We start from the raw sequence: 14,620 nt of genomic DNA on the forward strand, positions 1-14,620 counted from the left end.
GGAGGTGGATCAATGGTGAGTGGGATTTACACCAAAAGTTTTCTGGAACGTATTCAAGAAGAGCTTCCTGAATGGCAAAGAATCGCTTTTGAGCTGCTGGCAGAAACTCTGGCGGACGATGCGGATACGTTTCCGTGCATTCCCGGACGCCAGGCGTTTCTGACTGATCAGCTTCGCATTGCTTTTGCCGGAGATCCGCGGGAAAACCGTACAGCGGAGGAACTGGCTCCGTTGCTTGCGGAGTACGGAAAGATATCGCGGGACACTGGAAAATACGCATCCCTCGTTGTGTTGTTTGATACACCGGAAGATTTGGCGGAGCATTATTCGGTTGAAGCGTATGAAGAGCTGTTTTGGCGCTTTTTAAATAGACTGAGTGAACAAGACGAAAAAGAATGGCCGGAAGACATGCCGGCCGATCCCGAGCATTATAAATGGGAGTTTTGTTTTGACGGCGAACCGTACTTTATTCTTTGCGCTACACCGGGGCACGAGGCGAGAAAAAGCCGAAGCTTTCCTTTTTTTATGATCACCTTTCAGCCGAGATGGGTGTTTGAAGAGTTAAATGGCTCAACGGCTTTTGGCCGCAACATGAGCAGACTGATCCGCTCCCGTTTAGAGGCCTATGATGAAGCTCCGATTCACCTGCAATTAGGCTGGTATGGAGAAAAGGATAATCGTGAATGGAAGCAGTATTTCCTCCGTGATGATGAAAAACAGGTATCGAAGTGCCCATTTTCTTATTTAAAGAACATGTTCAACAAACTGAAATAAATCACGGACTTGCAGGGCGGTCTTTATGACCCTGCTTTTTTTGATAGATCATGGTCACGATGGCGATGATCACAAGAAAACCGATGCTCACAAAAAAACCGGGCCGGCTTGATTTTTCAAACAATGTACCGGACACAGCCGCAGCAATCAGAATCATCGCTAAATAAATTTGCGTTTTTCCCATGCCCTCAGGATCAGTCAGCTTTTTGCTGGAGAACAGGATAAACAGCCAAGTGTATAAAAGCATAAGCCCCGCGGCTGTTGTCATATGCTCATAAATGTTTTTAGGCAGCACTAATGACAAAATAATGGAGAGGATAAGCCCCGCAAACGTCAGTCCCAGTGCCGGCCAGCATATTTTTTTGCCTTCCTTTAGAGTAAAGCATTTCGGCGCGTCGCCGTCATCAGCCATCGTACAAAGCAATGTCGTAACCGCAAAAAGCGAAGCGACAAGGGTCGAGAACCCGGCGATGATGAAAATCCCGTTAAATATATCAAGGATGACCTCAAGGTGATATCCTTTTAACGACGTAATGAACGGACTGTCCTGTTCAGTAAATGTGTGTAACGGAACCAAAAGCAGAGCAAGCCCGATTGAAATGATATAAACAATCGCCAGTGTCGCCAGCATCAGTTTCCCTGATTTAGACGCTTCCTCAGGTTTTTTTAAGTGAACCGCCATCAGTCCCATGACTTCAATTCCGCCGAAGGCGTAAAACGCGTAGATTAAACCTGTCCACAGCCCCATGGCGCCGTATGGGAAAAACTCACTCGTCTTATTTGGAACATGTATGTCATGATTTCCGCCTGACAGGATACCGCATAAAGCCAGGATGGCAATGACAATAAACATAAAAATAGCGGCTGTTTTAATCACTGCCAGCACGTTTTCTGTTTTTTCAAAGACAGACAGGCCGGTGAAAATAATAAGAAGCCCCAGTACCGCGTAGATTGAGGCAAACACCCATAGCGGCACTTGAGGAAACCAATGCTTCGTAAACAGCGAAATGGCTGTCAGCTGGCTGCCGGTAATCAGCATTTCTGACGACCAGTACACCCAGCCATTGCTGAAGCCTGCCCATTTGCCGAATGCTTTCCGGGCATACGCACAAAACGAGCCCTTTTCCGGCTGTTTCGCCGACAGCTTGGCGAGCTGTTCAAAGACAAAATACGTACCGATCCCTGCGATCAGAAATGAAAGGAGAACGGAAAAACCGCTTTTTACAATTGCGATGCTGGAACCGAGAAAAAAGCCAGTTCCGATCGTGCAGCCGACTCCGATCAGTGACAGCTGCCACCAAGCCAGATTCCCTTTTGGCTGGTCTTTTTTTGTTTGGCTCATTATTTATTCAACCCCTTTTATCTAAGGTTAGATTGCGACCCGCCCGAAGCTTATATACATCGGATTTTTGCCTCTTTTTACATGGAGAAGGAAGCGGACGCTCATACTAATGAAAAAAGGAGCAAACCAATGACACAGCAATATATTGTGGAGCCGAAAAAAGGGCTTGGGCTGAAGCTGAAAAAGGGGCAGATTTTAAAGGTGGTTGATGTAGAAGGCCAGCAGGTGGCTGATTTTGTCGCATACCATGCCAAGGATTTTTATGAACACCTTGATCAGGGAGCGACAATTGACGCCAATCATTCCATTCATGTGAAGGTCAACGACCATCTCTACTCCAACCTGTACAAGCCGATGCTAACACTGATTGAAGATACGGTCGGCAAGCATGACCTGCTTCTGCCCGCCTGCCGTCCTGATATGAACAGGCTCTTATACGGCAAGCAAAAGGATGAGTTTCAGGATACGTGCTATGACAATATGAACCGTGCGCTTGAACAGTTTGGCGTGCCGAAGCCTCACATGCATTATCCCTTTGCGATTTTTATGAATACCGTTCTTGATGAGAAAGGGAATTTGTCTGTGGAAACACCGCTTTCAAATGCCGGAGATTACGTAAGGCTTAGGGCGGAGATGGATTTAATTGTCGCGTTTTCTTCCTGCCCGATTGAAAAAGGGAAATGCAATGGCGACAGTGTGACATCCATACGGGTTGAAGTCAGCTGATCTCTCTTGTTCACTGTGAATGAAGACCTGTGCTATATTTAAGAGGGATACATAACAGTCATGATTCATTTTCATTGATTTGGGGAAATGAACAGTAACAAGGGAAAATGTACAGGAGGAATGATTGGGATGAGCATGCAGGAAAAGATTATACGTGAGTTACATGTGAAGCCCTCAATTGATCCAAAGCAAGAAATTGAGGACCGAGTCAATTTTTTAAAACAATATGTAAAGAAAACCGGTGCTAAAGGCTTTGTATTGGGTATCAGCGGCGGACAGGATTCAACGCTTGCGGGAAGACTTGCCCAGCTTGCGGTGGAGAGCATTCGCGAGGAGGGCGGGGACGCTCAATTTATCGCGGTCCGTCTTCCGCATGGCACACAGCAGGATGAAGACGATGCCCAGCTTGCTTTGAAGTTTATTAAGCCGGATAAATCATGGAAGTTTGATATTAAATCGACAGTCAGCGCGTTTTCGGAGCAGTATCAGCAGGAAACAGGCGACCAGTTGACTGACTTTAATAAAGGAAACGTAAAAGCGAGAACAAGAATGATTGCGCAATACGCGATCGGCGGCCAGGAAGGCCTTCTTGTGTTAGGAACAGATCATGCGGCTGAAGCAGTGACTGGTTTCTTTACGAAGTACGGTGACGGCGGAGCAGACCTCCTGCCGCTGACAGGCTTGACAAAGCGCCAGGGAAGAAGCTTGCTGAAAGAGCTGGGTGCACCGGAACGCTTATATTTAAAAGAACCAACTGCCGATCTGCTCGATGAAAAACCGCAGCAGTCGGATGAAACAGAGCTTGGCATTTCCTACGAGGAGATTGACGATTATCTCGAAGGAAAACAAGTATCAGCGAAAGTATCAGAAGCATTGGAAAAACGCTACAGCATAACTGAACATAAACGTCAGGTTCCAGCGTCAATGTTTGATGACTGGTGGAAATAAGTAGATGAAAGCCCGCTCTCGGAGCGGGCTTTTGTCGTGAACAGGCGCTTTATTTGATGCGGATATGATTCAGCTTAACCCTTAATCTGTCGGTGAACCTTCTGAGACTGCCTCTTGTATCAGGGTCTAATGGAAGACTGGCTCTCGCGGCAATGGTTTCTGCCACATCCTGAATCGACAGGTTGTCTGTTTGAATGCGGCCCTCAAAAATGGGTGATGATAATCCTTCAACGCAGCGGTCGATTTGTTTGGAGGCCCATGAGTTTTTTCCTTCTGCTCTGGTGCGCAGCCGTTTTAACAAGGTTTCCTTTGAAGCCATTAGTGTAAAGTGGTGAACGATCCTGCCTTCATGTCTGAGCCTGTCGATGATCTCATTGAAGTATTCAGGATGCACAATCGTCATAGGCACAATAATGATGCCGCGGTATGTATCTGTCAGAGAAGCTAGCAAACGGTAATTGAACGTCCGCCATAAGGGATAGCTTTGAAAATCGTCCTCTGCAATCTCCTGCGGCACCATGGAGCGCAGCGCAAAGCCCATTTTCTCAGGATCATACACATAAGAGGATTTTAGCCTTCTGTGCAGTTCGAAGGCTGTTTGTGTTTTTCCGGAACCGAATGCCCCGTTTATCCAAATGATCATTGCCATTTCTCCCTTCTTATTTATCATACAAAAAAAGACCCTTCGATCGAAGAATCAGCTGGAAAAACACGGAAGGTTTTAATGCTTTTTTGCGTCGAAGTATTAAAATATCTTCAGAAATGTTGTACAATGAATGTCATTCAGGCAAAAACGTTTGAACGGAAAAGGACGGGCAAGCCGGCATCTATATAAATATTCGCTAAATAAGCATATAATGAAAATAAAATTTCATTCCTTAGGAGGATTTCGCCGAAGATGAACGCAAAACGAGCCATCCCAGTAAGAGAAAGAAATATCGTCCTGATCGGATTCATGGGTGTTGGAAAAACAACAATCGGCCAATTGGTCGCTAAAAAATTATATAGAGATTTTATCGATATTGACCAAGAGATCGAAAAGGATTTCAACATGTCAATCCCTGAGATGTTTGAGGAAAAGGGAGAAGACTTTTTCCGAAAAACGGAGAAGGAATATATTTTAGACATCTGCCATCATAAAAGATTCAAAATCGTATCTCTGGGTGGGGGATCTTTTAAACAAGAGGAAATCAGAAATTGCTGTCTGGAAAACTGTCTCGTGCTTCATCTGGACCTCTCATGGGAGAACTGGAAGCAGCGCGCGGATTTATTGATTGAAAGCCGCCCGGTGCTGCATAACCGTTCAATGGATGAAATGGAACAGCTGTTTAACGAGAGAAAAGTCATTTATGACAAGCACAATTCAAAAGTGGCAACAGACAACCTTTCCCCGGAAGAGGTTGCCGATTATATTGTAGAGACATTAAAAATTGGCTGGGACCTTTACCAGCCGATGTAAAAAGCCGTGCGCAGCGCACGGCTTTTTTTATCGTTTTATCCCTTGTATCAAAATCGCTTTTAAACAAAAGGAGTCGGGCTGTCCGTTTTGGTTCAATGTAATACAGAATGTGTCTTGTGCTTCGTCTGATGCGTGATTCAAGTGGGTAATGATTTGTTTTTCCCGGTCAGCGGAGGTTCCGCCTCGTTTGATCCAGCTGTCATATTGAATCGGCAAATTCCACTTTTGGATGTCTTGATAGGCCAGTTGGTTGGCGCTGAACATCGCCTGCCATTCTGATAATGAGCTTTCTCGAACATGGGAAGGGTCTCGAAGCCGGTTCAACTGATTGACAAACTCATCAAGAACGGGATCTTCAGGCGCATAATGATCCACTAAAAGAAAACGTCCGTCCTGTTTCAATACGCGTGCAACCTCGCTGACGGCTTTGCGTACATCTGAAAAATGGTGGGCTGCGTATCGGCAGGTGATGATATCAAATGAATCGTCAGGGAAGGGAAGTGACTCTGCCGTTCCTTGCTGAAAGCGTACGTTTTCAGCTCCTTTTTCTTGCGCGAAGGAGGACGCAACCTCTACCATCTCTTTCGTCGCATCAATACCGATGCACTCCTGCACATAAGGAGAAAATGCCAGCGCCGTATGGCCGGCACCCGCTCCGATATCCAGCAGCCGATGCTCTGCCCGGCATTCCGCCGTTTTGATCATCAGCCCCAAATCTTCCCCCTCGGCAAATACCTTCTCATCCCGATACATCTCGGCATTTGTAGAAAATGGTGTTTCGTTTGTCATTTGAACCAGCTCCTTCTTTTGTTTAATGATGATATGGATTATGTTAGCAATTTCTGTTATGATTCGTCCAAGATATAAAAATGATAAAAACGATAGGTTCAACCTATGGAGGCTGAAATGGATATTAGAGTAATGGAATACGCAGCGGAAATCGCCCGGCGCCAAAGCTTTACAAAAGCGGCGGAGCATCTTCATATCGCTCAGCCGTCTCTCAGCCAGCAAATCAAAAAGCTTGAGGCAGAGCTGGGCCTTACTCTTTTTCACAGATCCCACGGCTCTGTTACACTGACACCCCACGGCAGGCGTTTCATTGAAAAAGCCGAGGACATCATTCGTTCCAGAGATGACTTGCTCCGGGAGATGCAGGAGCGCTCGCAAGGACTGGGGCAAAAGCTTTCGATTGGGATTCCTGCTGTAACAGGGAGATATCTCTTTCCGCCGCTGCTGAAGCAGTTTTTGGCGCGCTATCCCCATGTGGAGGTTCAGCTTGTTGAAAAAGATCCGGTTTCATTAGAGGAAATGACGGCAAAGGGAGAGGTTGACCTTTCTGTTTTATCCTTGCCGATCGAAGATGAACGGCTCTCCATTACACCCTTGCTCACGGAACCGATTGTTCTCGCAGTGCCGAAGGAAAAGCAAAGATGGATGCCGCCGGAAATGATCGCGCTGATTGAGAAAGCGCTGGAAGGTAAAGAGGGCCGCCAGCCGTGCGTGCCGCTTGACATGGTCAGGCAGGTGCCATTTATTCTGTTAAAAGAAGGCTTCGGCTTTCGCAGAACAGTTCTCGATCTCTGTGCGGAAAGCGGCTTTAAGCCGAATGCTGCCTTCAAGACGAGCCATATTGAAACGGCCCAATCCCTTGTGGCTAACGGATTAGGCGTGACAATGGCGCCGAATATGGTTAGAAGGGATAAAGATCCGGGTGTGATCTATTTATCGATTCAATCCGCGCCATCACGAACCCTCGTCTTTGTCTTTCTAAAGAGCCGCTATGTCAGTCTGACAGCCCGGGCCTTTATGGAACTGAGCCGGGAAGGTCTTAAACAAACGTTTGATGAAAGCTGTCTGGGAAACAAAGATGAAAATATTTAGAAAACAAATCCCAAACATGATAGTATAGGAATACAAACTAAATCTTATAAAACAAAGGGGAATAATCGGAAATGCAACTATTCGATCTGCCGCTCGACCAATTGCGAACATATAAGCCTGAAAAAACAGCATCGAAAGATTTTTCTGAGTTTTGGAAATTGTCTTTGGATGAACTTGCAAAAGTCCAAGCAGAACCTGATTTACAGCTGGTTGACTATCCTGCTGACGGAGTAAAAGTGTACCGTCTCACATATAAAAGTTTCGGAAACGCCCGCATTTCTGGATGGTACGCGGTGCCTGACAAGGAAGGCCTGCATCCGGCGATCGTGAAATATCATGGCTACAATGCAAGCTATGACGGTGAAATTCATGAAATGGTAAACTGGGCACTTCATGGCTACGCCGCATTCGGCATGCTTGTCCGCGGCCAGCAGAGCAGTGAGGATACGAGTATTTCTCCGCACGGTCACGCTTTGGGCTGGATGACCAAAGGCATTCTTGATAAAGATACATACTATTACCGCGGTGTTTATTTGGACGCCGTCCGCGCGCTTGAAGTGATCAGCAGCTTTGACGAGGTTGACAAAACAAGGATCGGTGTGACAGGCGGAAGCCAAGGCGGAGGATTAACCATTGCCGCCGCAGCTCTGTCAGACATTCCAAAAGCCGCCGTTGCCGATTATCCTTATTTAAGCAATTTCGAACGGGCCATTGATGTGGCGCTTGAACAGCCGTACCTTGAAATCAATTCCTTCTTTAGAAGAAATGGCAGCCCGGAAACAGAACTGCAGGCGATGAAGACACTTTCATATTTCGATATTATGAATCTTGCTGACCGAGTGAAAGTGCCTGTCCTGATGTCGATCGGTCTGATTGACAAGGTTACGCCGCCCTCCACCGTATTTGCCGCCTACAATCATTTGGAAACAGAGAAAGAGCTGAAGGTGTACCGTTACTTCGGACATGAGTATATCCCTGCTTTTCAAACGGAAAAACTCGCTTTCTTTAAGCAGCATCTTAAAGGCTGATAAATGTGAAAAGCCGCCAAATATTTTCCGGCGGTTTTTTTCTGCAAACTGCCGGAATGAGAACAGACTGGAGACGAATAGATATGAAACAAAGAATCATTGATGAATTAAAACGAATCGAGCAGTCATACGGGGTCAAAATCGTGTATGCCGTCGAGTCAGGAAGCCGCGCATGGGGATTCCCGTCGCAGGATAGTGATTACGATGTCCGCTTTATTTATGTGCCGAAAAAGGAGTGGTATTTTTCAATTGAGCAGGAGCGCGATGTCATTGAAGAACCGATTCACGATTTGCTGGATATCAGCGGCTGGGAGCTGAGAAAGACGCTTCGGCTTTTCAAAAAGTCAAACCCTCCGCTCCTCGAATGGCTGTCCTCAGACATTGTGTATTACGAAGCGTTTACGACCGCAGAGCAGTTAAGAAAACTGCGAACGGAGGCATTTAAGCCTGAAGCAAGCGTGTATCACTATATCAATATGGCGAGAAGGAACGTCAAGGATTACCTTCAAGGACAAGAGGTCAAAATCAAAAAGTATTTCTACGTGCTTCGGCCTATCTTGGCCTGCCAATGGATTGAAAAGCACGGAACCATTCCGCCAATGGACTTTACTGTTTTGATGGAGGAACTTGTTGCTGAACCTGAGCTGAAGGCTGAAATGGAGACCTTGCTTGAACGGAAAAAAAGAGGTGAAGAGCTTGACCTCGAAGCAAGAATCGATGTTATTCACCAATTCATTGAAACGGAAATCGAAAGAATCATGGAAGCGGCAAAAGAACTGAAGGCAGAGAAAAAAGATATGACACCTGAATTGAACCGTTTGCTTTTGAATACGGTTGAAGAAGTGTGGAAGGATGGAGGAAGCTGATGTTTTTTGTCGCTTCCTTTTCTCCTTTATTCGACAGAATTCCCCGACTTTCTAACTATCTGATTGTGGAAAAACCACAAAAATAATCAGAATCTTTGTATTTTGAGAATATTGTGAACGTCGGTTTTGTCCATTTACAATAAACTCATACAAATACTTCTTAGATTGCGGGGTGTTGAGGTTGGAAGTGATCACAAGAGATTTTTTCTTATTTTTATCCAAAAGCGGCTTTCTCAATAAAATGGCAAAGAACTGGGGAAGCAGAGTAGCAGCGGGTAAAATTATCGGCGGGAATGACTTTAACAGTTCAATCCCGACCATTCGACAGCTTAACAGCCAAGGTTTGTCAGTTACTGTCGATCATTTAGGAGAGTTTGTGAACAGCGCCGAGGTCGCACGGGAGCGTACGGAAGAGTGCATTCAAACCATTGCGACCATTGCGGATCAGGAGCTGAACTCACACGTTTCTTTAAAAATGACGTCTTTAGGTCTGGATATAGATATGGATCTGGTGTATGAAAATATGACGAAAATCCTTCAGACGGCTGAGAAGCATAAAATCATGGTCACCATCGACATGGAAGATGAAGTCAGATGCCAGAAAACGCTTGATATTTTCAAAGATTTCAGAAGGAAATACGAGTATGTAAGCACAGTGCTGCAAGCCTATCTGTACCGGACGGAAAAAGACATTGACGATTTAGATTCTTTAAACCCGTTCCTTCGCCTTGTAAAAGGAGCTTATAAAGAATCAGAAAAAGTAGCTTACCCGGAGAAAAGCGACGTCGATGAAAATTACAAAAAAATCATCCGAAAGCAGCTCTTAAACGGTCACTATACAGCGATTGCCACACATGACGACAAAATGATCGACTTTACAAAGCAGCTTGCCAAGGAACATGGCATTGCCAATGACAAGTTTGAATTTCAGATGCTGTACGGCATGCGGTCGCAAACCCAGCTCAGCCTCGTAAAAGAAGGTTATAACATGAGAGTCTACCTGCCATACGGCGAGGATTGGTACGGCTACTTTATGAGACGCCTTGCAGAACGTCCGTCAAACATTGCCTTCGCTTTCAAAGGAATGACAAAGAAGTAAAAAAGGAGAGATTATCATGACAACACCTTATAAACACGAGCCATTCACAAATTTCCAAGACCAAAACAACGTGGAAGCGTTTAAAAAAGCGCTTGCGACAGTAAGCGAATATTTAGGAAAAGACTATCCGCTTGTCATTAACGGCGAGAGGGTAGAAACAGAAGCGAAAATCGTTTCAATCAACCCGGCTGATAAAGAAGAAGTCGTCGGCCGAGTGTCAAAAGCTTCTCAAGAGCACGCTGAGCAAGCGATTCAAGCGGCTGCGACAGCATTCGAAGAGTGGAGATACACATCTCCTGAAGAGAGAGCGGCTGTCCTGTTCCGCGCTGCTGCCAAAGTCCGCAGAAGAAAACATGAATTTTCCGCTTTGCTTGTAAAAGAAGCAGGAAAGCCTTGGAATGAGGCGGATGCAGATACGGCTGAAGCTATTGACTTCATGGAGTATTATGCACGCCAAATGATCGAACTGGCAAAAGGAAAACCGGTCAACAGCCGTGAAGGCGAGAAAAACCAATATGTATACACGCCGACTGGAGTGACAGTTGTTATTCCGCCGTGGAACTTCTTGTTTGCGATCATGGCAGGAACAACAGTGGCGCCGATCGTTACTGGGAACACAGTGGTTCTAAAACCTGCGAGTGCTACACCTGTTATTGCAGCAAAATTTGTTGAGGTGCTTGAAGAGTCCGGATTGCCAAAAGGCGTAGTCAACTTTGTTCCTGGAAGCGGAGCAGAAGTAGGCGATTATCTTGTTGACCATCCGAAAACAAGCCTTATCACATTTACGGGATCAAGAGAAGTTGGCACGAGAATTTTCGAACGCGCGGCGAAGGTTCAGCCGGGCCAGCAGCATTTAAAACGTGTCATCGCTGAAATGGGCGGTAAAGATACGGTTGTTGTCGACGAGGATGCGGACATTGAATTAGCGGCTCAATCGATCTTCACATCTGCATTCGGCTTTGCCGGACAAAAATGTTCTGCAGGTTCACGTGCAGTTGTCCATGAAAAAGTGTATGATCAAGTATTAGAGCGTGTCATTGAAATTACGGAATCAAAAGTAACTGCTAAACCTGACAGTGCAGATGTTTATATGGGACCTGTCATTGACCAAGGTTCTTATGATAAAATTATGAGCTATATTGAGATCGGAAAACAGGAAGGGCGTTTAGTAAGCGGCGGCACTGGTGATGATTCGAAAGGATACTTCATCAAACCGACGATCTTCGCTGACCTTGATCCGAAAGCAAGACTCATGCAGGAAGAAATTTTCGGACCTGTCGTTGCATTTTGTAAAGTGTCAGACTTTGATGAAGCTTTAGAAGTGGCAAACAATACTGAATATGGTTTGACAGGCGCGGTGATTACAAACAACCGCAAGCACATCGAGCGTGCGAAACAGGAATTCCATGTTGGAAACCTATACTTCAACCGCAACTGTACAGGTGCTATCGTCGGCTACCATCCGTTTGGCGGCTTCAAAATGTCCGGAACGGATTCAAAAGCAGGCGGTCCGGATTACTTGGCACTGCATATGCAAGCAAAAACAATCAGTGAAATGTTCTAAAGCGGGACTAAATGGGCATCCTCCCTGCGGGGATGTCCATTTCATCCATATACCATAAAAAAGAGGAGGAAGTGCCATAGAAAACATACAGCTGATTATTTCGATTTGTATTTATATGGCGGGGATGATGCTGATCGGCTACTTTGCTTACAAGCGCACGTCGAATCTGACGGATTACATGCTTGGAGGACGCTCTTTGGGTCCGGCCGTAACCGCTCTCAGTGCCGGTGCTGCCGATATGAGCGGCTGGCTGCTGATGGGTCTCCCGGGCGCCATGTTTTCAACAGGTCTGAGCGGTATTTGGATTGTGTTCGGACTTTGCCTTGGGGCATGGGCGAACTGGCTCTATGTTGCGCCTCGGCTGAGAACCTATACTGAACAAGCGGGGAATTCCATCACAATTCCCGGGTTCCTTGAAAATCGCTTCGGAGACCATTCGAAGCTGCTGAGACTATTTTCAGGGATTGTGATTTTAGTTTTCTTCACATTTTATGTTTCGTCTGGAATGGTATCCGGCGGCGTTTTATTCAACAGTATTTTGGGGATGGATTATCACACCGGCCTGTGGGTTGTGACTGGTGTTGTTGTGGCGTATACCCTGTTTGGCGGCTTTTTGGCAGTCAGCTGGACAGATTTTGTTCAGGGGATCATTATGTTTGCCGCACTCATCCTTGTTCCGATCGTTACGTTTTTCCATACGGGAGGAGCAAGTGAAACAGTTACTGAAATCCGCTCTGTTGATCCAGATATGTTTAATATTTTCAAAGGAACAAGCGTCCTTGGCATTATTTCTTTGTTTGCCTGGGGTTTGGGCTACTTTGGCCAGCCGCATATCATTGTGCGTTTTATGGCGATAACGTCCGTAAAAGAGATCAAAAGAGCGCGCAGAATCGGAATGGGCTGGATGATTTTGTCGGCAGTCGGCGCTGTGCTGACCGGTTTGGGCGGAATCGCTTATTACCATCAGAATGGCATGACACTGAAGGATCCTGAGACGATTTTTATTCAATTAGGGAATATTTTGTTCCATCCGATTATCACAGGTTTTCTGATTTCAGCTATTTTGGCCGCAATTATGAGCACAATTTCTTCCCAGCTGCTTGTGACATCAAGCTCTCTGGTAGAAGATTTGTATAAGTCGATGTTCAGACGCTCAGCTTCTGATAAAGAGCTGGTGTTTTTGGGCCGTATGGCTGTGCTTGTGATTTCTGTCATCGCATTATTCCTGGCTTGGGAGAAAAATAATACAATCCTTGGATTGGTAAGCTATGCGTGGGCGGGCTTCGGTGCATCATTCGGGCCGGTTGTGCTGCTCAGTCTGTTTTGGAAACGAATGACCAAATGGGGGGCACTCGCCGGCATGATTGTGGGAGCAGCAACTGTAATCATTTGGGCGAATGCCGGTCTTTCGGACTTTCTGTATGAAATCATACCTGGTTTTGCTGCGAGTCTATTAACTGTCTTTATCGTCAGTGTATTGACGCAGGCTCCGTCACAAGCTGTCGAAGACCAGTTTAAAGACTACCAAGATACAATGTCACAATAAAGATCGAAAGGAGGAGGAAGGGGCTATCCCTTTTTCCTCTTTTCTCCTTTTAAGCGGCCATTTTTTCTTTTGGAAACAAACGTATTTTTTTCTATACAAAAAGCCCCCGTATGGATATGATTAAAGTAAAAAAAGTATAGGAGAAAAAGGTATGGAAGAGCTTTTAGAGAGAGTTTTTTCATTTTCAGATGTTGATAAGCTGATTGATTTTATCAGTTATGAACTGCAAAAACCAGTCATCCTGGAAAGCGCGGATTTCTTTTTGTTAGCCTATAATTCTTACTATATTAACCATTTTGACTCTGCCAACCAGCAGACTATTTTCTCAAAAAAATGTCCGGTTCAGATTTTTGAGAGGTTTTTGAAGGACGGAATCATTGAAAAACTGAAAACAGAACCTGAGCCTTTTCGCGTCAATAAAATTGAAAGCATTGGGTTAAACCAGAGGGTGGTCGTGAGTGCAAAGCACAAAGGGGAAGTCATGGGCTACATCTGGGTTCAGGAGCTGGACCAAAATCTGACGGAAGAAGAGCTCGATTTTTTGTATGAGACCTCTTTTCATGTCGGGAAAATCATTTATAAAACGAACAAATTGAAACAGGAAAAGGAAGAAAAAGCAGAGGATCTCATCAAACGGGCGATCTATCAGCAATTCACCTCTGAGAAGGACCTCAGACGAGAAGCTGAAAAGATCAACACCGTGCTGCCTTCCATGTTTTCAGTTGTTATCCTGCACGCCGCGAATGGGGATGGGGAAGCGGTTGAGGATTTAAAGGAAAATATCAGGTCGTACCTGAATTTACGGGATAAAGTCAGTCATGTCTTAACGATCGAATCAAATATTGTCATCGTCGTAGCGAGTTTTTCCCAAAAAAGCTCCGTCTCCTCAGCAGCTTCTGAATTTATTAACAAGCTGTTAACACATTTTCACTTTCAAAAAATACCTACCCCTATTTATATCGGTATCGGAAACGAATATAATCACCTTCTCAAGCTTGGCAAGAGCTACACAGAAGCACTCGAAGTCATCAAAGCCGCAGAAATCACCGGCAATCAGGAAAACATTCCATATGAATATGCCAAACTCGGCATTTATCGCTATTTAGAAAGCATTGAACAGAAAAACGAACTTTTAGAATACGAGAATAAGGATTTGGCTTTATTAAAAGCGAAAGACGAAGAAAGCAGCACTGAGCTGCTCAAAACCTTGGAAATCTATCTCCTCAACAACTGCAAAACAAAACCAGCGGCTGAACAGCTGTTCATTCACCAAAATACATTGAATTACCGCATCAAACAGATTACTGAGATGACATCAATCGATTTAAGCGATTTCAGAACGCGATGCCAGCTCTATCTTGATTTGATGCTGATGAAAAAGAAATAA

At 45.3% G+C, this 14,620-nt stretch carries 14 protein-coding genes; 11 read left to right on the forward strand and 3 right to left on the reverse strand.

Features of this window, described 5'->3' with window-relative positions; genetic code table 11:
* Nucleotides 1–12 precede the first annotated feature (12 nt).
* Nucleotides 13–774, forward strand: coding sequence for a YqcI/YcgG family protein (locus tag CDO84_RS00810; protein WP_040084239.1), 762 nt, complete (start codon nt 13–15; stop codon nt 772–774).
* 1 nt (nt 775) lies between these two features.
* Here CDO84_RS00810 and CDO84_RS00815 read toward each other — a convergent pair whose 3' ends face one another.
* Entirely contained in the window at nt 776–2,116 is a 1,341-nt protein-coding gene (locus CDO84_RS00815) for an amino acid permease (RefSeq protein WP_088299176.1), read from the reverse strand.
* 129 nt (nt 2,117–2,245) lie between these two features.
* Here CDO84_RS00815 and CDO84_RS00820 point away from each other — a divergent pair, with 129 nt between their 5' ends.
* Entirely contained in the window at nt 2,246–2,842 is a 597-nt protein-coding gene (locus CDO84_RS00820) for a DUF1989 domain-containing protein (protein ID WP_003246345.1), read from the forward strand.
* 129 nt (nt 2,843–2,971) lie between these two features.
* Entirely contained in the window at nt 2,972–3,790 is an 819-nt protein-coding gene (gene nadE, locus CDO84_RS00825) for an NAD(+) synthase (protein WP_040084236.1), read from the forward strand.
* Nucleotides 3,791–3,839: 49 nt separating this feature from the next.
* Here nadE and tmrB read toward each other — a convergent pair whose 3' ends face one another.
* Entirely contained in the window at nt 3,840–4,433 is a 594-nt protein-coding gene (gene tmrB, locus CDO84_RS00830) for a tunicamycin resistance ATP-binding TmrB (protein WP_040084235.1), read from the reverse strand.
* 255 nt (nt 4,434–4,688) lie between these two features.
* Here tmrB and CDO84_RS00835 point away from each other — a divergent pair, with 255 nt between their 5' ends.
* Nucleotides 4,689–5,249 (forward strand): shikimate kinase, encoded by a 561-nt coding sequence (locus tag CDO84_RS00835; protein WP_014662702.1) that lies wholly within the window; start codon nt 4,689–4,691, stop codon nt 5,247–5,249.
* 27 nt (nt 5,250–5,276) lie between these two features.
* Here the strand turns inward: CDO84_RS00835 and CDO84_RS00840 are convergent, their stop codons facing one another.
* Nucleotides 5,277–6,038 carry a class I SAM-dependent methyltransferase gene (locus CDO84_RS00840; RefSeq protein ID WP_040084233.1) on the reverse strand — a complete coding sequence of 254 codons (762 nt, stop codon included), beginning with the start codon at nt 6,036–6,038 and terminating at the stop codon, nt 5,277–5,279.
* 117 nt (nt 6,039–6,155) lie between these two features.
* On the opposite strand from CDO84_RS00840, the gene CDO84_RS00845 reads away from it, so the two are divergent.
* The 7 genes from CDO84_RS00845 (at nt 6,156) to putR (ending at nt 14,620) form a co-directional block, all read left to right on the forward strand.
* A complete protein-coding gene (locus CDO84_RS00845; RefSeq protein WP_040084232.1) occupies nt 6,156–7,130 on the forward strand; it encodes a LysR family transcriptional regulator in 975 nt (324 codons plus the stop codon).
* 71 nt (nt 7,131–7,201) lie between these two features.
* Nucleotides 7,202–8,158 (forward strand): cephalosporin C deacetylase, encoded by a 957-nt coding sequence (cah, locus tag CDO84_RS00850; RefSeq protein ID WP_040084230.1) that lies wholly within the window; start codon nt 7,202–7,204, stop codon nt 8,156–8,158.
* A gap of 83 nt (nt 8,159–8,241) precedes the next feature.
* Nucleotides 8,242–9,024: a nucleotidyltransferase domain-containing protein gene (locus tag CDO84_RS00855; protein WP_040084228.1), complete on the forward strand. Its 783-nt coding sequence runs from the start codon at nt 8,242–8,244 to the stop codon at nt 9,022–9,024.
* Between the two features lie 187 nt (nt 9,025–9,211).
* A complete protein-coding gene (gene putB, locus CDO84_RS00860) occupies nt 9,212–10,123 on the forward strand; it encodes a proline dehydrogenase PutB (protein WP_080478302.1) in 912 nt (303 codons plus the stop codon).
* Between the two features lie 16 nt (nt 10,124–10,139).
* Nucleotides 10,140–11,687 carry an L-glutamate gamma-semialdehyde dehydrogenase gene (gene pruA / locus CDO84_RS00865; RefSeq protein WP_040084225.1) on the forward strand — a complete coding sequence of 516 codons (1,548 nt, stop codon included), beginning with the start codon at nt 10,140–10,142 and terminating at the stop codon, nt 11,685–11,687.
* A gap of 91 nt (nt 11,688–11,778) precedes the next feature.
* Nucleotides 11,779–13,233, forward strand: coding sequence for a sodium/proline symporter PutP (gene putP, locus CDO84_RS00870; protein ID WP_071581388.1), 1,455 nt, complete (start codon nt 11,779–11,781; stop codon nt 13,231–13,233).
* A 151-nt stretch (nt 13,234–13,384) separates the two neighbouring features.
* On the forward strand, nt 13,385–14,620 hold the full coding sequence (putR, locus tag CDO84_RS00875) for a proline utilization transcriptional regulator PutR (protein WP_014662710.1): 1,236 nt from the start codon (nt 13,385–13,387) through the stop codon (nt 14,618–14,620).

The organism is Bacillus sp. MD-5 (genome assembly GCF_002201875.1).
Taxonomy (GTDB): domain Bacteria; phylum Bacillota; class Bacilli; order Bacillales; family Bacillaceae; genus Bacillus; species Bacillus stercoris.